General features: G+C 65.4%; 15 protein-coding genes and 1 tRNA gene. 10 read left to right on the top strand and 6 right to left on the bottom strand.

Annotated elements, in window-relative coordinates; translation table 11 throughout:
* Window positions 1–2 precede the first annotated feature (2 nt).
* A complete protein-coding gene (locus ACQP1G_RS33355; RefSeq protein WP_433193647.1) occupies window positions 3–542 on the top strand; it encodes a helix-turn-helix domain-containing protein in 540 nt (179 codons plus the stop codon).
* A 187-nt stretch (window positions 543–729) separates the two neighbouring features.
* Here the strand turns inward: ACQP1G_RS33355 and rox are convergent, their stop codons facing one another.
* Window positions 730–2154: a rifampin monooxygenase gene (rox, locus tag ACQP1G_RS33350; protein ID WP_433193646.1), complete on the bottom strand. Its 1425-nt coding sequence runs from the start codon at window positions 2152–2154 to the stop codon at window positions 730–732.
* A gap of 868 nt (window positions 2155–3022) precedes the next feature.
* Here rox and ACQP1G_RS33345 point away from each other — a divergent pair.
* On the top strand, window positions 3023–4822 hold the full coding sequence (locus ACQP1G_RS33345) for a serine/threonine-protein kinase PknD (RefSeq protein WP_433193645.1): 1800 nt from the start codon (window positions 3023–3025) through the stop codon (window positions 4820–4822).
* A gap of 126 nt (window positions 4823–4948) precedes the next feature.
* Here ACQP1G_RS33345 and ACQP1G_RS33340 read toward each other — a convergent pair.
* From ACQP1G_RS33340 to ACQP1G_RS33325, 4 genes are all read right to left on the bottom strand, one after another.
* Window positions 4949–5020: transfer RNA gene (locus ACQP1G_RS33340), tRNA-Val, on the bottom strand.
* A gap of 32 nt (window positions 5021–5052) precedes the next feature.
* Window positions 5053–5532, bottom strand: a complete 480-nt coding sequence (locus ACQP1G_RS33335; protein WP_433193644.1) for a peroxiredoxin — start codon at window positions 5530–5532, stop codon at window positions 5053–5055.
* Between the two features lie 72 nt (window positions 5533–5604).
* On the bottom strand, window positions 5605–6027 hold the full coding sequence (locus ACQP1G_RS33330) for a DUF3052 domain-containing protein (protein WP_433209051.1): 423 nt from the start codon (window positions 6025–6027) through the stop codon (window positions 5605–5607).
* Window positions 6028–6185: 158 nt separating this feature from the next.
* Window positions 6186–6743 carry a hypothetical protein gene (locus ACQP1G_RS33325; protein ID WP_433193643.1) on the bottom strand — a complete coding sequence of 186 codons (558 nt, stop codon included), beginning with the start codon at window positions 6741–6743 and terminating at the stop codon, window positions 6186–6188.
* Window positions 6744–7041: 298 nt separating this feature from the next.
* Between ACQP1G_RS33325 and aceE the strand changes: the two genes are divergently transcribed.
* From aceE to ACQP1G_RS33285, 8 genes are all read left to right on the top strand, one after another.
* Entirely contained in the window at window positions 7042–9861 is a 2820-nt protein-coding gene (gene aceE / locus ACQP1G_RS33320) for a pyruvate dehydrogenase (acetyl-transferring), homodimeric type (RefSeq protein ID WP_433209048.1), read from the top strand.
* Between the two features lie 11 nt (window positions 9862–9872).
* Window positions 9873–11207 carry a PucR family transcriptional regulator gene (locus ACQP1G_RS33315; RefSeq protein WP_433193641.1) on the top strand — a complete coding sequence of 445 codons (1335 nt, stop codon included), beginning with the start codon at window positions 9873–9875 and terminating at the stop codon, window positions 11205–11207.
* A gap of 128 nt (window positions 11208–11335) precedes the next feature.
* On the top strand, window positions 11336–12250 hold the full coding sequence (locus ACQP1G_RS33310) for an ACP S-malonyltransferase (protein WP_433193640.1): 915 nt from the start codon (window positions 11336–11338) through the stop codon (window positions 12248–12250).
* A 122-nt stretch (window positions 12251–12372) separates the two neighbouring features.
* Window positions 12373–12672, top strand: coding sequence for a meromycolate extension acyl carrier protein AcpM (acpM, locus tag ACQP1G_RS33305; protein WP_107655016.1), 300 nt, complete (start codon window positions 12373–12375; stop codon window positions 12670–12672).
* Between the two features lie 10 nt (window positions 12673–12682).
* The gene (locus ACQP1G_RS33300) at window positions 12683–13933 is read left to right on the top strand and encodes a KasA/KasB family beta-ketoacyl-ACP synthase (protein WP_433193638.1); all 1251 of its coding nucleotides are present in this window, start codon (window positions 12683–12685) and stop codon (window positions 13931–13933) included.
* A 197-nt stretch (window positions 13934–14130) separates the two neighbouring features.
* Complete coding sequence (locus ACQP1G_RS33295) at window positions 14131–15564, top strand: acyl-CoA carboxylase subunit beta (RefSeq protein WP_433193637.1); 1434 nt, start codon at window positions 14131–14133, stop codon at window positions 15562–15564.
* 160 nt (window positions 15565–15724) lie between these two features.
* Window positions 15725–17083 (top strand): C4-dicarboxylate transporter DctA, encoded by a 1359-nt coding sequence (gene dctA, locus ACQP1G_RS33290; protein WP_433193635.1) that lies wholly within the window; start codon window positions 15725–15727, stop codon window positions 17081–17083.
* A gap of 105 nt (window positions 17084–17188) precedes the next feature.
* A complete protein-coding gene (locus tag ACQP1G_RS33285) occupies window positions 17189–17656 on the top strand; it encodes a winged helix-turn-helix transcriptional regulator (protein ID WP_433193634.1) in 468 nt (155 codons plus the stop codon).
* Here the strand turns inward: ACQP1G_RS33285 and ACQP1G_RS33280 are convergent.
* On the bottom strand, window positions 17558–17968 hold the full coding sequence (locus tag ACQP1G_RS33280) for a nitroreductase family protein (protein ID WP_433193632.1): 411 nt from the start codon (window positions 17966–17968) through the stop codon (window positions 17558–17560). The two genes, ACQP1G_RS33285 and ACQP1G_RS33280, sit on opposite strands and share 99 nt — an antisense overlap.
* Window positions 17969–18052: the final 84 nt, after the last annotated feature.

Genomic DNA, 18052 nt, shown 5'->3' with positions numbered 1-18052 from the left:
AAGTGGATGCTTTGGAACTGGTCGCACACCCGGCGCGGATGCGGATCGTGCACGCGTTGCGCGGTGGTCGTACTCTCACCACGGCCGAACTGTGCGCCCGGCTGCCCGGGGTTTCGAAGGCGATGGTGTACCGGCACGTCGAGGCGCTGGCCGCGGCCGGAATCCTGGAGGTCGCGCAGGAGCAGCGGGTGCGCGGCGCGGTCGAACGGCACTATCGGCTGCGTGCGGACCGGGCGGCGATCAGCGCCGAAGAGGCGGCGACGGCCACGGTCGAGGATCATCGCCGGGTCTTCGTCACGGCGATGGCCGTGCTGATCTCGGAGTTCACGTCCTATCTCGACCACGAGAATGCCGATCCGGCACGTGATCTCGTGGGCTACCGGCAGCACGCGCTGTGGCTGGACCACGAGGAGCTCGAACAGCTCATCCTGGAGCTGCGTCGGGTGATCGTGCCCCGTATGGCCAACGAACCCGCCCCCGGCCGCGGGCGATATCTGCTCAGCCCCATCCTGTTTCCGGTCGAGAAGGCGCCGGGGATGTAGCAGGTGGTGTTGCGTTGCCGGGCTGAGGATTACGCCCCCGAACTACTCGGTGAAGATGTTCTGATCGAACGCGCCGAAATGCGTCGAATCCGATGCGATGGCGGTCGAGGACGCACCCCTCGGTGCGCAGGATGATCTCGACCCGAGACAGGTGTGTTCGCCTGCACTTTCGGTTGCTCAGGTGAAATCAGTTGGCGGGCTTGCCGAACCAGCGGCAGAGGTGGTCGTTCAGGTCCTGCTGGTGCTCGCCGATCCAGGCGACGTGGCCGTCGGGGCGTAGCAGGATGGCCGGAACATCCAGTGCCGCAGTGGTATCCGCGATGAGGTCGACTCGGTCCGACCAGCCCTCGACGGTCAGACGTTCGGTGCGGTCGAGTAGCAGGCCGCGGCCCCGATGTAGTTGGTCGTAGAGGGGGCCCTGTTTCAGGTCGATGTCGCGCAGGCGGCGGCCGAGCAGATCGGGGCTTGCGCCGAAGTCGTAGCGGATGTCGATCGCGGTGATCTTCTCGATCAGGTATCGGTTCACCTCGTCGAAGGCCATCAGTTCGGTGAGCAGTCTGCGCACGGCCTGCGGACCCGGTTCGGTGGACTGCAGTTCCACCTGGGCGCGGGTGTTGTCCAGTACGTCCTCGGCGACCGGATGACGTTCGGTCTGGTAGGTGTCCAGCAATATTTCCGGCGCCCAGCCGCGGATCTGTGCGGCCAGTTTCCAGCCGAGGTTGACTGCGTCTTGAACGCCGAGGTTCAGGCCCTGGCCGCCGGCGGGCGGGTGGATGTGCGCTGCATCGCCGGCCAGCAGCACCCGACCGACCCGATAACGCTCGGCCAGCCGGGTGGCATCGCCGAAGCGGGACAGCCAGCGCGGGGAGTGCACGCCGAAATCAGTTCCGGCGATGGCGCGCAACTGTTGTTCGAAATCCTCGAGGACGGGCGGCTCCGCGCGATCGCTGACTTCCGCGGCGGGAACCACGACGCGGTAGACCCCTTCTCCGAAGGGCACGAGACTGAATCGCTTATTGGTCTCGTAGATTCCGGCCGCCTTGGCGGCGATCTCCTCCTGTGGCACACCCACTTCCATCTCGCCCATCAGCGTGTCGTTCCGCGAGGGCTCTCCGGGGAAGCCGACGCCGAGCAGTTTGCGCACCGTGCTGCGCGCGCCGTCACAGCCGACGAGGTAACGGGACCGCAGCTGCTCCCCGTCGGCCAGCTCGACGGTCACCCCCTCGTCGTCCTGCTCGAAACCGGCTACCGCACAACCGGTCCGGACCTGCGCACCCAGTTCGATCGCACGTTCTTCGAGCAGATGATTGATGACCGGCTGCGGGATGCCCAGCAGATAGGTGTGCGCGGAATCCAGGCCCTCGGGCGCGGGTTTGGGGATGGCGGCGAAGATACCGCCGACCGGACGCTGTCTTCCGCGTTCGAGAATCCGATCCAGCAGTCCGCGCATCGCCATCAGCTCGATACTGCGAATATGCAGACTGACTACGCGAACGAACGATCCGGGCTCGGGTTCCTTCTCCAGAACGAGTACCCGCACATCGTGCAGCCGCAGTTCGGCGGCCAGCATCGCACCGGTCGGCCCGCACCCGGCAATGATCACATCGAACATGAACCACCCATTCGGCTAATTCCCTCCCACCCGGTCGCCGTGCGTCACCGTCGTCGGGCGCGGCCGCGTGTGCACGCGTCTCGCTGATTCCGGATTTCCGCAAGTCCTGGCATCGGCCGCCCATTGTGTGGCACCCCCGGGTCTCGCCGCAAGCGATTTATGTTGACAGGGGAGGGGAGTTTGCCTCCTCATTTTCGAGGGTGTTCAGCGAACCGCGAATTCGGCGATGGCTGCCTCTGACCTGGGCACAGCCTCACGTCCAGGACGCGCGGCGGTCACACCGAATCGTCCGCGCTCATGTCCGGGTCAACGCGGCGCAGCGCTGATGCCAACCATTCAGACCGGCGGCGCTCGGCTGGCATCGCAGCCAGCCCGTGTGTCGCCGCCCCGACCGCTTCGGCCGTGTGCCCCAGCAGCGCCAGAATGCCGCCACGCTGTACAGCCACGAATCCGGTACTCCACCACTACATCGACGCCGGGGGTTCGATACCGTCCGCCGCTTCCGTCGTCGCGTCGGGCAGAGCCAGCGCGCGTTGGGCTTCGCTTGGCTCTCCGTGCGTGGCCGAGAACTCAGCTCGCCTCATTCGCCCGTCGGCCCTGATGATCGGGTGCACGTCCCGTACCGCCAGCGCGGCGTCCGACAGGGCGATGACCTCGCCACAATCCCCGCGCTCAACCTCACGTAGCCGAGGAAGCCCGGGCTGTGTGCAAGCCGGTCCGGGTCGTGGGACTCTTTCGCCAGGCTCACTGCCGTTCTCGACTGTTTGGCCTGCGTAAATCAACTAGTGTGGGGCTACCCGCTCGCGGGCGGGGGTTGGAATGCAAGCAAGTACACCGTTTGCCAGTCGGGTGGTCACGGGACGGCACAATGGATGACACGTCATTGGGTGGCGGGGACGCCACTTGTCCAGCGGACGCGTTCGGACGCTATCGGCTGCTGTCGCTGGTGGGTCAGGGCGGCATGGGCCATGTGTGGCGGGCGCATGATTCGCTGACCAACCGGGTGGTGGCGCTCAAGGTGCTGCCCGAGCGCTTCGCCGATGACAAGCAGCTGCGCGAGCGGTTCCGCCGGGAGTGCCAGGCGGTGGCGCAGTTGACCGAGCCGCATGTGATCCCCATCCATGACTTCGGCGACATCGACGGTCGGCTCTATCTGAACATGCGCTTGATCGAGGGCACCGACCTGCGCAAGGTGATCACGCGAGAAGGGGCCTTGTCGCCGCGGCGGGCAGTGGCGATCATCGCGCAGGTGGCCGGCGCGCTGCAGGCGGCCCACGACGCCGGGCTGGTCCACCGCGATGTCAAACCCTCCAACATCCTGCTAGGGGCCGATGAGTTCGCCTACCTGATCGACTTCGGGATCGCCCACGCCGCCGACGACCGTACGCTGACCACGGTCGGCGAGACCATCGGCACCGTCGCCTACATGGCGCCGGAGGAGATCGGCGCGGCGGTCAAGGCCGATGCCCGAGTGGACGTGTACGCGTTGACGTGCGTGCTGTATGAATGCCTGACCGGCGGGCCGCCGTTTGCGAGCGCGTTGGGGATGCAGGGTGTGATCGCCCATCACCTGCACACCCCGCCCCCGCGACCCAGCACCACTACACCCGATGTGCCGACTGCGTTCGATGCGGTCATCGCCAAGGGCATGGCCAAAAACCCCGACGATCGTTACCAGACCGTGCGCGAGCTGGCCGCGGCGGCCGGCGCCGCGGTGGGCGATTCCACGGTCAGCACCACAGGGGGCGTGGCTGCGCGCCATGGGCGGCGAATCAGATTGTCGCCCAAGGCCGCCGAGCTGCTCGCCGCCGCGGTCGCGGTTACGGTGGTGGCCGCCGTAGCTATCGTCATCGGTGTCCAACGGGAATCAGGCGGCGGTGGCAACTCGCCCACACCTGTCGCCCCGGCCTACTCGTCACCGACTCCGCTGCCTTTCGCCGGCGTCGACCTGCCCACCGGTGTGGCGGTCGACACGGCAAGCAACGTATACGTCACCGACATGGGTAGCGATCGGGTGTTGAAATTGGCGGCGGGCGCGTCGACGCCGACCCCGCTGCCGTTCACCGGCCTGAAGAATCCCCAAGGTGTGGCGGTCGACACGGCGGGCAATATATACGTCACCGACACGAGTAACGATCGGGTGTTGAAATTGGCGGCGGGCGCGTTGACGCCGACCCCGCTGCCGTTCACCGGCCTGAAGAATCCCCAAGGTGTGGCGGTCGACAGGGCGGGCGACGTATACGTCGCCGACCAGGGTGATGATCGGGTGGTGAGGTTGCCGGCGGGCGCGTCGGCGCCGACGACGCTGCCGTTCACGGGCCTCCAAGATCCCCACGGTGTGGCAGTCGACACGGCGGGCAACGTATACGTCACCGAATTGGGTACCGAGCGGGTGGTGAGGTTGGCGGCGGGCGCGTCGGCATCGACCCCGTTGCCGTTCACCGGCCTCAAAGATCCCCAGGGTGTGGCGGTCGACACGGCGGGAGACGTGTACGTCGTCGACTGGGGCAACAAATGGGTGGCGCGGTTGGCGGCGGGCGCGTCGGCGCCGACCCCGTTGCTGTTCACCGGCCTGAAGAATCCCCAGGATGTGGCGGTCGACACGGCGGGCAACGTATACGTCACCGACCTGGGCCCCAATCCGGTGGTGAAACTCCCGGCCGGCTGAACCCCGTTCCGCGTAATTCGGGGGTTCCGGAGATCCTCCAACGCACTGTGCCCCACGTTTGCCCCTTGAATCGAACGGCATTGCCGGGGCTGCCCATGAAAAGCGGGTCTATCCAGCATTCTTCGGTGGGCGCAGAGGGGTTCGAACCCCCGACCGCTGGTGTGTAAAACCAGAGCTCTACCACTGAGCTATACGCCCGGGATCCGTCGGTGGGTGACCGACGGGCCGGTCTAGGACTCTAGCGCGGCGAGCGCTTTCTCCCAAGCCGCCTGGTCACGGGGCTCGCCGGGGCCGTTCATTTCGGCGAAACGGATGACGCCGCCGCGGTCTACGACGAAGGTGCCGCGGTTGGGGTAGCCGGATTTTTCGTTGAAGACGCCGTAGGACTGGGCGACGGCGCCGTGCGGCCAGAAGTCGGACAGCAGCGGGAAGACGTAGCCCTGTTCGGCGGCCCAGATCTTGTGGGTGGGCGGCGGGCCGACCGAGATGGCGAGGATTTCCGCGGCATCGTTCTGGAATTTGGGTAGCTCATCGCGCACCTTGCACAGTTCGCCTTGGCAGATCCCAGTGAAGGCAAGGGGATAGAACACGATCAGCACGTTCTTCTTGCCGTGGTAGTCCGACAGGGTGACTTCCTGGTTGTTCTGGTCCTTGAGCGTGAAATCCGGCGCGGGCGTGCCGACTTCCAGCGGGCCAACATCGAGCGGCATCACTGATCCTCCATCGTGTCGGGCTGCACCGGGCGGTGGGAACACCGCCCGGCGAAACCATAGCGAAAGCGGTCAGCGCTGTTTCGAGGGTGCCTTGGGCTGCACTAGGCGGCTGCCGGACCAGGCACCGAGGCTGATCGCCGAGGTTTGCGTCAGACCCGCAGTGGGCGCCGCTTCGGCGATATCGCTCGGATCGACATGACCAGGTTGCCCGGTTTTGGGGGTGAGTACCCAGATGAAGCCTTCGTCGGCCAGCGGGCTGATGACTTCCATCAGCTCATCCGCCAGATCGCCGTCGTCTTCTCGCCACCACAGCAGTACGGCGTCGACGACCTCATCAGAGTCTTCGTCCACCATCTCCCCACCGCTGGCCTCTTCGACATCGGCCCGCAGGTCGTCGTCGGTGTCCTCGTCCCAGCCCAGCTCCTGGACAACCATGCCGTGTGTAATGCCAAGCTTCTGAGCGTAGTTCTGCGCGTCCGCCGCGGCGACCACGGTGGTGTCCTCCTCAACTCCAGACAATAGGTAGTTGCAAGCGAACATGGTTATCGCCTCGAGCGCAAGCTGATCCGACGAAATACCCATGGAATGTCGCATGACAACCTCGTGTCATTGACCGATTTTCGCTACCCGCTCGATTCATGGGATGAATTTCAGCGTTTCGGGCAGGCGTCCTTGACCGCGTTGCGTGCGTCGTTGACCCGTTTGCTCGCATCGTTGAGCGCGCCGACCGGTGCGGTGTAGGTCATCTTGCGGGTTTCGGCGGCCAGCTGGCGTGCGGCGGCGACGTATTCGGCGAATTTCGCCACCAGCTCGGCCGGTAGTGCGCCGTTGGCGTTGTTCACACCGCTCTCGACCTTGGTCGCGGCGTCCTCGAGCGTCTTGGCGGCGGTATCGCGCTTGGCGTTGTAGTCCGGCGCGTTCGCATCGTGTGCATCTATGAAGTCGTTGTACTTCGAGACGCCGACACCTGTAGTTGTGGGGAATTGACCACAGTTGTCGCTGATCGCCTGTGCCTGTGCCGCGGCCTTGCGCGAAGAGGTGGCGGCTGCGGAGGACGAGGCCGCCTCGGTCTTATAGGCGGCGAGCTCCGAGGCGTTCGGATTGGCAACTCCGTCAACATGTTTCGCGCATCCGGCGACGGTAAGGCCGACCGCGAGCGCCGTTGCCGCACACACCGCCCCGAACCCGCGTGGGTCCAGTACCTTCATCGTCCTGCGCGCTCCCTTTTTGTCGTCGGCGGTACTCGACTCACATTCCCTGCGGAACCGTACTGCAGATGCCCCTGACATGATGACCTGGGCCACATCTTCGGCAAGGATGGAGGTGCGCCCGAACCTAACGTAGACGGGTGGTCCGCCAACCAAGCGTGTCCGCCCGGGGAAACAGACGCCCATCAGCTTGTCCACCCCTGTACGAGGAGCAGATTTGACCGACCTGATCCACTCTTCCGCTCCAGCGAAATCCGCTGGTACCAACTCCGCGCCCGGCGATTCGAACGGATCGAACGTGCCGCCGACGGGCGGGCGGGTGCGGGTGATCCGCGAAGGGGTGGCGTCCTACCTACCGGACATCGACCCGGAGGAAACCTCCGAATGGCTCGAATCGTTCGATGACATGCTCGACCGGGAAGGTCCGGGCCGCGCGCGTTACCTCATGCTCCGGCTGTTGGAACGCGCCGGTGAGCGTAGGGTCGCCATTCCATCCCTGACCTCCACCGACTACGTCAACACCATCCCCACCGAGAACGAGCCGTGGTTCCCCGGCGACGAAGAGGTGGAGCGACGCTTCCGTGCTTGGATCCGCTGGAACGCGGCGATCATGGTGCATCGGGCGCAGCGTCCCGGAATCGGTGTCGGCGGCCACATCTCGACCTATGCGTCCTCCGCGGCGCTCTACGAGGTCGGCTTCAACCACTTCTTCCGCGGTAAGGACCATTCCGGCGGCGGCGATTCGATCTTCATTCAGGGGCACGCCTCGCCGGGCATCTACGCCCGCGCCTTCCTCGAGGGCCGGTTGAGCACCGACCGCATGGACGGCTTCCGGCAGGAGTACAGCCACGGCGGCCCGGGCCACGGCCTGCCGTCGTACCCGCATCCGCGGCTGCTGAACGACTTCTGGGAGTTCCCGACGGTGTCGATGGGCCTCGGCCCGATGAACGCCATCTACCAGGCACGGTTCAACCACTACCTGCACGACCGCGGTATCAAGGACACCTCCGATCAGCACGTCTGGGCCTTCCTCGGCGATGGTGAGATGGACGAGCCGGAGTCGCGCGGCCTGATCCAGGTGGCCGCGAACGAGGGCCTGGACAACCTCACCTTCGTGATCAACTGCAACCTGCAGCGCCTCGACGGCCCGGTGCGCGGCAACGGCAAGATCATCCAGGAACTGGAGTCGTTCTTCCGCGGCGCGGGTTGGAATGTCATCAAGGTCATCTGGGGCCGCGAGTGGGACGCGCTGCTCGGCGCCGACCGCGACGGCGCGCTGGTGAACCTGATGAACAGCACCCCCGACGGCGATTACCAGACCTACAAGGCCAACGACGGTGCCTACGTCCGTGACCACTTCTTCGGCCGTGACCCGCGGACCAAGGCGCTGGTGCAGGACCTCTCGGATCAGGACATCTGGAACCTCAAGCGCGGCGGTCACGACTACCGCAAGGTCTACGCCGCCTATGCGGCCGCGATGGCACACAAGGGTCAGCCGACGGTGATCCTGGCCAAGACCATCAAGGGTTACACCCTCGGCAAGCACTTCGAGGGCCGCAACGCCACGCACCAGATGAAGAAGCTGACCCTGCAGGACCTCAAGGACTTCCGTGACCTGCAGCGGATTCCGATCTCCGACGCCGAGTTGGAGAAGGATCCGTATCTGCCCCCGTACTACCACCCGGGTATGGACGCGCGCGAAATCCAGTACATGCTCGATCGCCGCAAGGCGCTCGGCGGCTTCCTGCCCGAACGGCGCACCGCGGCAAAGCCGCTGCAACTGCCGGGCGATGAGGCGTACAAGTCGGTGCGCAAGGGTTCCGGAAAGCAGAACGTGGCCACCACCATGGCCCTGGTTCGGCTCATGAAGGAGCTGCTGCGGGACAAGGAGATCGGCAAGCGGATCGTGCCGATCATTCCGGACGAGGCCCGCACGTTCGGTATGGACTCGTGGTTCCCTTCGTTGAAGATCTACAACCGCAACGGGCAGTTGTACACCTCCGTCGACGCGGAATTGATGCTTGCCTACAAAGAGAGCGTTGTCGGCCAGATCCTGCACGAGGGCATCAACGAGGCCGGTTCGACCGCGTCGTTCACCGCGGCGGGCACCTCCTACGCCACGCACGGCGAGCCGATGATCCCGCTGTACATCTTCTACTCGATGTTCGGCTTCCAGCGCACCGGCGACGGATTGTGGGCTGCGGCGGATCAGTTGGCGCGCGGTTTCGTACTCGGGGCAACCGCCGGGCGAACCACGCTGACCGGTGAGGGTCTGCAGCACAACGACGGCCATTCGCTACTGCTCGCCTCCACCAACCCTGCCGTTGTCACCTACGATCCCGCGTTCTCCTTCGAGATCGCGCACATCGTGCGCGACGGCCTGCGTCGGATGTACGGCGGCGGCACCCCCGAGCCCGGTCCCGGCGCACTGCCGGGCACCCATCCGCACGGGTCCGCGGGCGCCTTCGGCGGCGAGGACATCTTCTACTACATCACCCTTTACAACGAGCCGTATGTACAGCCCGCCGAGCCCGACGATCTCGATATCGCCGGACTGCTCAAGGGCGTCTATCTGTACAAGCGCGGCGGCGAGGGCAATGTGCGCGCGCAGATCCTGGTCTCGGGCGTCACGGTGCCCGACGGCGTGCGCGCCCAGGCGCTGCTCGCCGAGGAGTGGGGTGTGCAGGCCGATGTCTGGTCGGTGACCTCATGGGGCGAGCTGCGCAAGGAAGCCCTCGACAAGGAGATCGCCCAGCTGCGCAACCCGGGCACCGACGCGGGGGTCCCGTACGTCACCCAGGCACTGGCCCGGGTCGATGGTCCGTACGTGGCCGCGACGGACTGGATGCGTGCGGTGCCGGATCAGGTCCGCAAGTGGGTCCCCGGCGACTTCACCACACTCGGCACCGATGGTTTCGGTTTCTCCGATACCCGCCCCGCGGCGCGCCGGGTCTACAACGTGGATGCGCAATCGATCGTGGTCGCGGCCCTGGCCGCACTGGCACGGACCGGCAAGATCGATCCCGCGAAGGTCACCGAGGCAGCGGCCAGATACCGCATCGATGATGTCGACGCCGCGCCGAAGTCGGCTCCCGGCACCGAAGATGAACTGGCATAGCGGACGATTGGATGGTGGAACGTAAACCGCCGCGGCCGCGTCGGATCTCCGAAGGCTCCTCCGAGCACGAGGTGTATCTGCCGACGGGCGCGCTCTCCCCGAACCGGCAAACCCGTGACCCGCTTCCGGACACGCTGCTCAAACGCGTGAAGCAGTTCTCCGGACGCCTCTCTACCGAGGCGGTCGGGTCGATGCAGGATCGGTTGCCGTTCTTCGCCGATCTGGACGCCGCGCAGCGCGCGGGTGTGCAGATGCTGGTGCAGACCGCGGTGGTGAACTTCCTGGAATGGCTGCAGGATCCGGAAAGCGATATCCGGTTCAGTCTGGATGCCTTCCAGGTCATCCCACAGGATCTGGCGCGGCGGCTGACGCTGCGCCAGACCGTGGATATGGTCCGCGTGGCCATGGAGTTCTTCGAACAATGGCTGCCCGCGCTCGCGCGCAACGACCGGCAGCTGGTCGCGCTCACCGAGGCGGTGCTGCGATACGGGCGTGAGCTCGGCTTCGCGGCCGCCTCGGTGTACGCGAGCGCCGCGGAATCCCGTGGTGCGTGGGATACCCGACTAGAGGCGCTCGTCGTCGATGCCGTGGTGCGCGGCGATTCCGGTCCGGACATGCTCTCGCGGGCCGCGACATTGAACTGGGATGCCACCGCCCCGGCGACGGTGCTGGTCGGCACCCCGCCGGGGGATCAGGGCGTCTCGATGGTCGGTTCGGTGCACACCATCGCCGCGCGGCACGGTCGTGCGGCACTGGCCGTCGTCCAGGGTTCGCGACTGGTGATGGTGGTCAGCGGGAATCTCGGCGATACCTCTTATGCCTCACCGTTTCTCGCGGATCTGCTGGCGGAGGTGTTCTCCGACGGTCCGGTGGTGATCGGCCCGACCATGCGCACCCTCGGTGCGGCGCATGCCAGCGCGGTGGAGGCACTGGCCGGAATGGAGGCGGTGGTCGGCTGGCGTGGGGCCCCGCGACCGGTGCACGCGGCCGAATTGTTACCGGAGCGCGCATTGCTCGGTGATCGAGCTGCGATCGACGCTTTGAACGAGTATCTTGTCCTTCCGTTGGCCGCTGCGGGTTCCTCGCTGGCGGACACACTCGAGGCCTATCTGGATTGCGGCGGCGCTGTCGAGACGTGTGCCCGGCAGCTGTACGTTCATCCAAATACGGTTCGCTACCGCCTCAAACGGATAGCCGAGATCACGGGCCGCGATCCGATGAATCCGAGGGACGCTTATGTGCTCCGGATCGCCGCGACAGTGGGTCGTTTGACACGAACCCGTAACGAACCGTCAACACCTGCCCCAGAAGTCACTCAATACTCGATGGGTCACGAGGGGCTGTAACGGATCCCGCGCACCGGTCGATCGGAACAACCCACGTGGGCTTTTGTGGGACCCCCACAAAAGCGAGCAAAAAGGTTCATTCGCGTCGACATCTCGTCCGGGGCACCTCACAGTGTTTTCTTAGAGGTGTGATCGCGTTGCTCGCCCCTGGACAGGGGTCCCAGACACCCGGCATGCTCGCGCCTTGGCTCGACCTTCCAGGCGCGACCGATCGCCTCGCCCTCTGGTCCAAGGCTTCCGGCCTGGACCTGGTCCGTCTCGGCACGACCGCGACGGCGGAGGAGATCACCGACACAGCCGTGACCCAGCCACTCGTCGTGGCCGCAGCACTGCTGGCATATGCCGAAATCGAGTCGGATTCACTTCCGGCCGATACCATCGTCGCCGGACATTCGGTTGGTGAGCTCGCCGCCGCCGCGGTCGCCGGAGTGATCTCCGCCGACGAGGCGGTGACCTTGGCCGCCATCCGCGGTGCGGAGATGGCCAAGGCGTGCGCGCTGGAACCGACCGGCATGTCCGCGGTGCTCGGTGGCGATGAGGCCGCCGTGCTCGCACGGCTCGAAGAGCTCGACCTCGTCCCGGCCAACCGCAACGCCGCGGGTCAGATCGTGGCCGCCGGACGTTTGACCGCCCTGGCGGAACTGGCGGCGAACCCGCCCGAGAAGGCGCGGGTGCGTGCGCTGCCCGTCGCAGGGGCTTTCCACACCGTGTTCATGGCTCCGGCCCAGGACGCTGTGACCGAAGCCATAGCCAATATCACACCGAACGAGCCGACCCGGACCCTGCTTTCGAACTTCGACGGCAAGCCGGTCGCCTCGGGGGCCGACGCGGTCGCTAAGCTCGCGGCGCAGGTCACCCGGCCCGTCCGGTGGGACCTGTGCACCGAAACCGTGCGACAAGCGGCGGTTTCGGCTGTGGCGGAGCTGCCGCCGGCGGGCACGCTCGTCGGTATTGCAAAACGGGAGCTGAAGGGCACGCCAACGCTGGCCCTGAAGACCCCGGAAGACCTCCCCGCGTTGGCCGGGCTCACCACCTCCGGCTAGCTTTCCCACCGCGACCGTGCAAAAAAACCACGATCGTGACCGAGCAGACGGTAACCATCGGCTCGCTCGATTCGAAAAACAACAGTGAAGCCCTACAAAGTAGATAAGAAGGGAGCCACGAAGTGGCCGCTCTGACCCAGGAACAAATCGTCGAGGAACTCGGCAAGATCATCGAAGAGGTGACGGGTATCGAGCCGTCCGAGGTGACGATCGAGAAGTCCTTTGTCGATGACCTGGACATCGACTCGCTGTCCATGGTCGAGATCGCGGTGCAGACCGAGGACAAGTACGGCGTCAAGATCCCGGACGAGGATCTGGCCAGCCTGAAGACGGTCGGCGACGCTGTCGGCTACATCCAGAAGCTCGAGGCCGAGAACGCTGACGCGGCCGCGGAGCTCAAGGCCAAGTTCGACGCCGAGTAGGGCCGACACTGTGACCACTCCTTCCACCTTGAACGGGAACTTCCCCAACGTCGTCGTTACAAGCCTGGCGGCGACCACGTCGATCGCTGGTGATGTCGATGCGACGTGGAAGGGACTCCTCAACGGCGAGAGCGGAATCGACGTTCTCGAGGATTCCTTCGTCGAGGAGTACGACCTTCCGGTCCGCATCGGCGGTCACCTGAAGGTTCGGCCCGACACCCTGCTGAGCCGTGTCGAATGTCGGCGCATGGCCTACGTCGAGCAGCTCGCGACCATCCTCGGTCGTGAGGTCTGGCAGAACGCGGGCAGCCCCGAGGTCGACCCGGAGCGTCTGGGTGTGGCGATCGGCACCGGGCTGGGCGGCGGCGACGCGCTCATCGACTCGGTCGACAAGCTGAAGAACGGTGGCTATCGCAAGATTTCGCCGCTGGCCGTTCAGATGGTCATGCCGAATGGTCCGTCGGCCGTCGTCGGTCTCGAACTGAAGGCCCGGGCAGGAGTGGTCACTCCGGTCTCGGCATGCTCATCGGGCTCCGAGGCCATCGCCAATGCATGGCGGATGATCGTCATGGGTGACGCCGATATGGTCGTCACTGGTGGCGTGGAGGGTTTCATCGACGCGGTGCCGATCGCGGCATTCACCATGATGCGCGCGATGAGCACCCGCAACGATGACCCGAAGGGCGCCTCGCGTCCGTTCGACAAGGATCGCGACGGCTTCGTCTTCGGTGAGGCCGGTGCGCTGATGGTCATCGAGACCGAGGAGCACGCCAAGGCACGTGGTGCGACGATCCACGCGCGGCTGCTGGGCGCCGGTATCACCTCCGACGGCTTCCACTTGGTCGCACCCGACCCCACGGGCGATGGTGCCGCACGGGCGATGACCAGGGCGATGCAGACCGCCGGTCTGACGCCGAAGGACATCACCCACATCAATGCCCACGCGACCGCGACTCCGATCGGCGATACCGCCGAGGCGAACGCGATCAACAAGGCCGTGGGCAATCACGCTTCGGTGTACGCGCCGAAGTCGGCACTCGGGCACTCGATCGGTGCCGTCGGTGCGCTCGAATCGGTGCTCACGGTGCTCAGCATCCGTGACGGCATCGTCCCGCCGACGCTGAACCTGGAGAACCAGGATCCGGAGATCGATCTGGATGTGGTGCACGGTGAGGCCCGCCGCCAGGAGATCGAGTACGCGATCAATAACTCGTTCGGTTTCGGTGGGCACAATGTCGCGCTCGCCTTCGGTCGGGCATAGCCGCACGGCTACCGATTCAGTCTGTGCGGAGCCCTACGTGGTCAGGCAAGCTGCCGCCTCCGGGCTCGACCGCACAGACGGCTGACTGCACAACGATCCCCGGTGGGGTCGGCCAACCGAAATGGCCGACCTCACCGGAGTTCGACATACGCAGCCGCTGGTAGCGGCGCACTTCCTTGAGGTGAGGAGAAAACGCGATGACAATTGTGGCTCCCGCGTTTCAACCAGAAACTGCGACCGATCCGCGCGATCCGCTCGGTCGACTCCAACGCTTCTTCGATCCCGGAACCGTTCTGCCGCTGCACCCACGCGATAAGTCCGGTGTGCTCGCCGCGATCGGCGAGGTCGACGGTGTCCGTACCGTTGCCTACTGCTCGGATGCGACCGTCATGGGCGGCGCGATGGGTGTGGAGGGCTGCAAGCACATCGTCGACGCGATCGACACCGCCATCGATTCCGCCATCCCGGTAGTCGGCATCTGGCATTCCGGCGGCGCTCGCCTGGCCGAGGGTGTCGAGGCCCTGCACGCGGTCGGCCTGGTCTTCGAGGCTATGGTCCGCGCATCCGGTCTGGTGCCCCAGATTTCGGTGGTGCTCGGCTTCGCGGCCGGTGGCGCCGCCTACGGTCCTGCGCTGACCGACATCGTGATCATGGCGCCCGAGGGCCGGATCTTCGTGACCGGTCCCGATGTGGTGCGCAGTGTGACCGGTGAGCAGGTCGATATGGCGACCCTGGGTGGTCCGGAGACGCACGGTAAGAAGTCCGGCGTCACCCACATCGTGGCCAATGACGAGGCCGACGCGCTGCACCGCGGTCGTCGCCTGGTGTCGATGTTCGCCGAGCAGGGCGAATTCGATCTGGTCGCCGCCGCGCACGGTGATGTCGATCTGAAGGCGATGATGCCGGAGTCGGCCAAGCGCGCCTACGACGTGAAGCCGATCGTCCACGAGCTGCTCGACAACGTCGACGGTGAGTCCTCGTTCGAGGAGCTGCAGGGCGGTTACGCGCGCAGCATCATCACCGGTCTCGGACGGCTCGGTGGGCGCACCGTGGGTGTCCTTGCCAACAACCCGATCCGCCTCGGTGGCTGCCTGAACTCCGAAAGTGCCGAGAAGGCGGCGCGTTTCGTGCGGTTGTGCGACGCGTTCGGTATTCCGCTGGTGGTGCTCACCGATGTGCCCGGGTACCTGCCCGGTGTCAGCATGGAGTGGGAAGGTGTGGTGCGGCGCGGTGCGAAGCTGCTGCACGCGTTCGCCGAGGCGCGCGTCCCGCGCGTCACGCTGGTGACCCGCAAGATCTACGGTGGCGCCTACATCGCGATGAACGCCAGGTCGCTCGGTGCGACCGCGGTGTACGCGTGGCCCGGCTCCGAGGTGGCCGTCATGGGCGCCAAGGCCGCAGTCGGCATCCTGCACAAGAAGGCCCTCGCGGCCGCGCCGGAGGAAGAGCGTGAGGCGCTGCACGAGCGTCTGACGGTCGAGCACGAGCGCATCGCCGGTGGTGTCGAGCGGGCCATCGCGATCGGTGTCGTCGACGAGGTCATCGACCCGGCCAAGACGCGCAGCACCATCGCCGCGGCATTGGCGGCTGCCCCGGTGCGCAAGAGTCACCACAAGAACATTCCGCTGTAAATCGAGTGGCGGAAGCGGGCCTCGGGACTTTTCCGGGGCCCGCTTTTCGTTCGTATCGTTCTCGGCATCGGACCTGGGGCTACGGGTATATATCGATCGGGTTGCCGTGCAGCAATATTGTTGAAACTTTGGCGATACGCGTTGCTCGTACGTTGCGCGAATGAGCGTGACGATCGAATCCACCGCATCGACGGACCCGGTGCGCACACCGCCTTGGTACCGTTCGCTATTCCCGCAACTGCTGATGGCGATCGTGGCCGGAATTCTGGTCGGCAAGCTGTGGCCCGACCTCGGTGCGGATCTCGAACCGCTGGCCGATGGGTTCATCAAACTGATCAAGATGGTGATCGCGCCGATCATCTTCTGCACGGTGGTGCTCGGCATCGCCCATGTCGGGGATATGAAAGCGGTGGGGCGGATCGGGGTCAAGGCGCTGATCTACTTCGAGGTGATCACGACTTTCGCGCTGCTGTTCGGGCTGCTGGTGGGCAATCTGGTCGAGCCGGGGGCGGGATTTCATGTCGACGCGCAGACATTGGCGACCGGTGCGGAGAAGATCGCGAAGACCACGAAGAACGGCGAGCTGCCGCATACCGTCGACTTTTTGCTGAATATCATTCCGGCGTCGGTGATTTCGGCGTTCGCGGAGAATGCGCTGCTGCCGGTGTTGTTCTTCGCGGTGCTGTTCGGGTTGGCGCTGGCCAAGTTCGGCGAACACGGCCCGCCGGTCATTCTCGAGGCTGTCGATCACATCGGGAAGATCTTCTTTACGATCATCGGCTGGATCATGAAATTGGCGCCGGTCGGTGCGTTCGGGGCAATGGCCTACATCGTTGGGCAGTACGGGCTTTCGGCACTGAGTAGTTACGGCAAGCTGATCGCCTGCTGCTACGGAGCTGCGGTGTTGTTCCTGTTGGTGCTGGCGGTGGTGGTGCGGATTTTCGCGCGTGTGAATCCGTGGAAGCTCATCGAATACATCAAGGACGAACTGTTCCTGGCGCTCGGCACCGCGTCGACCGAGGTGGTGCTGCCGCGGATCATGATCAAATTGACCGAAGCCGGATGTTCGCGGGCCACCACCGGGCTGGTGGTGCCGACCGGGTACTCGTTCAATCTCGATGGTGCGACGCTGTATCTATCCATCTGCGTGCTGTTCCTCGCGCAGGCGCTCGGTGTGGATCTGAGTCTCGGGGAGCAGATCACGGCGGTCGGGGTGCTGATGTTGACCTCGAAAGGTATGGCGGGGGTGCCGGGTTCGTCATTCCTGGCGCTGTCGGCGACGATCACCGCCATCGGGCACGGGTCGATTCCGGTGGCAGCGGTCGCGCTCCTGCTCGGGGCCGATCGGCTGATGGATTCGATGCGGGTCACGGTGAATCTGCTCGGCAATTGCGTTGCGACATTTGTGGTGGCGAAGTGGGAGGGGCAGCTGGATTCGGAGCGGATGCGCAAAGTGCTGGATGGCGAGGCCGTGGCGCCGTTGGAGGATGTGGATCCGATGGTCGCGTATTCGCACTAGGTGGCGTGAGCACCCATCCTGCGCCGAATATCGCGGAGGTGGGCGTTCGGTGCATCCGGTCGGAAATCTATCGGCGCGGCCCTGGCGGCTCGGTAGCATCGACAGGTGCGCTACGAGGAACTTGCCGATGAGCCGTGTTCGATCACGCGGCCGCTGGTGATTCTGGGCGAACGCTGGACCCTGGTGATCCTGAAGTACGCGTTCGCGGGCGTCCGACGCTTCAACGCGTTTCAGAGCGCGCTGGGTATCTCCCGGAGTCGGCTACAGGATCGCCTCGACCGCCTGATCGAGCACGGGATCCTGGTCAAGCAGAAGGCGGCCGTCGGTGCGCACGAGGAGTACCGGCTGACGCCGAAGGGGCACGATATCTACCCGATCCTGATGGCGATCCGGGACTGGGGTGATGCGTACATGGCGCCCGACGGGCCGCCGGTCGCGTACCGGCACCGTGAGTGCACCGGCGAGGCGCACGTATCACTCGAATGCGATTGCTGCGGTAGCGAACTCACCGCTCGGGACGTCACACCGGAGCCGGGCCCCGGGTTGGCCGGAGTCTCCGATCAGGTGGGGTGACCGCCGGCGATTCGGCTCGCGCACGTAGGCGCCGGTGTACTGCGCGGGAAATGCGAAATCCGGTTCCGGCGTTGCGGTTGCGACGTGTTCGAGGAGTTCGTTGCGGAAACGGTCGGTGCCCGCGCCCTCGGTGAGGACGACCTGCCAGGGCTGGGTGTTGCACCAGGAGGGGGTGCGCTGGGCCAGTCGCAGTAGGGCTTCGATGGTGTCGCGGGGGATCTGGTCGGTCTTGAACTGTCGGCAGGTCCACCGGTCGTCGAGGATGCGGATCGAGGCCGTGAACTCGTTGGTCTGCAGGCTGGTCGGGCTCATGAGGCGCCCTCTCGAATCTTGTCCTATTTCGAGACTGAATCCAACATCTGCGGTCTCGTTTCGGAACTGCCGATGATGTGACCC

It is taken from the genome of Nocardia sp. CA-107356 (assembly GCF_050946365.1).
In the GTDB taxonomy this organism is placed as follows: Bacteria; Actinomycetota; Actinomycetes; order Mycobacteriales; family Mycobacteriaceae; genus Nocardia.
Note: the sequence above shows the minus strand (reverse complement) of the source record. Positions and strands in the feature narration are given on the sequence as shown.

Excerpts from the sequence above, each read along its gene's own strand:
- rox (WP_433193646.1), bottom strand. The coding sequence starts at position 2,154 with ATGTTCGATGTGATCATTGCCGGGTGCGGGCCGACCGGTGCGATGCTG.
- ACQP1G_RS33295 (WP_433193637.1), top strand. The coding sequence starts at position 14,131 with ATGACAATTGTGGCTCCCGCGTTTCAACCAGAAACTGCGACCGATCCG.
- ACQP1G_RS33325 (WP_433193643.1), bottom strand. The coding sequence starts at position 6,743 with ATGAAGGTACTGGACCCACGCGGGTTCGGGGCGGTGTGTGCGGCAACG.
- ACQP1G_RS33280 (WP_433193632.1), bottom strand. The coding sequence starts at position 17,968 with ATGAGCCCGACCAGCCTGCAGACCAACGAGTTCACGGCCTCGATCCGC.
- dctA (WP_433193635.1), top strand. The coding sequence starts at position 15,725 with ATGAGCGTGACGATCGAATCCACCGCATCGACGGACCCGGTGCGCACA.
- ACQP1G_RS33315 (WP_433193641.1), top strand. The coding sequence starts at position 9,873 with ATGGTGGAACGTAAACCGCCGCGGCCGCGTCGGATCTCCGAAGGCTCC.
- ACQP1G_RS33335 (WP_433193644.1), bottom strand. The coding sequence starts at position 5,532 with ATGCCGCTCGATGTTGGCCCGCTGGAAGTCGGCACGCCCGCGCCGGAT.
- ACQP1G_RS33345 (WP_433193645.1), top strand. The coding sequence starts at position 3,023 with ATGGATGACACGTCATTGGGTGGCGGGGACGCCACTTGTCCAGCGGAC.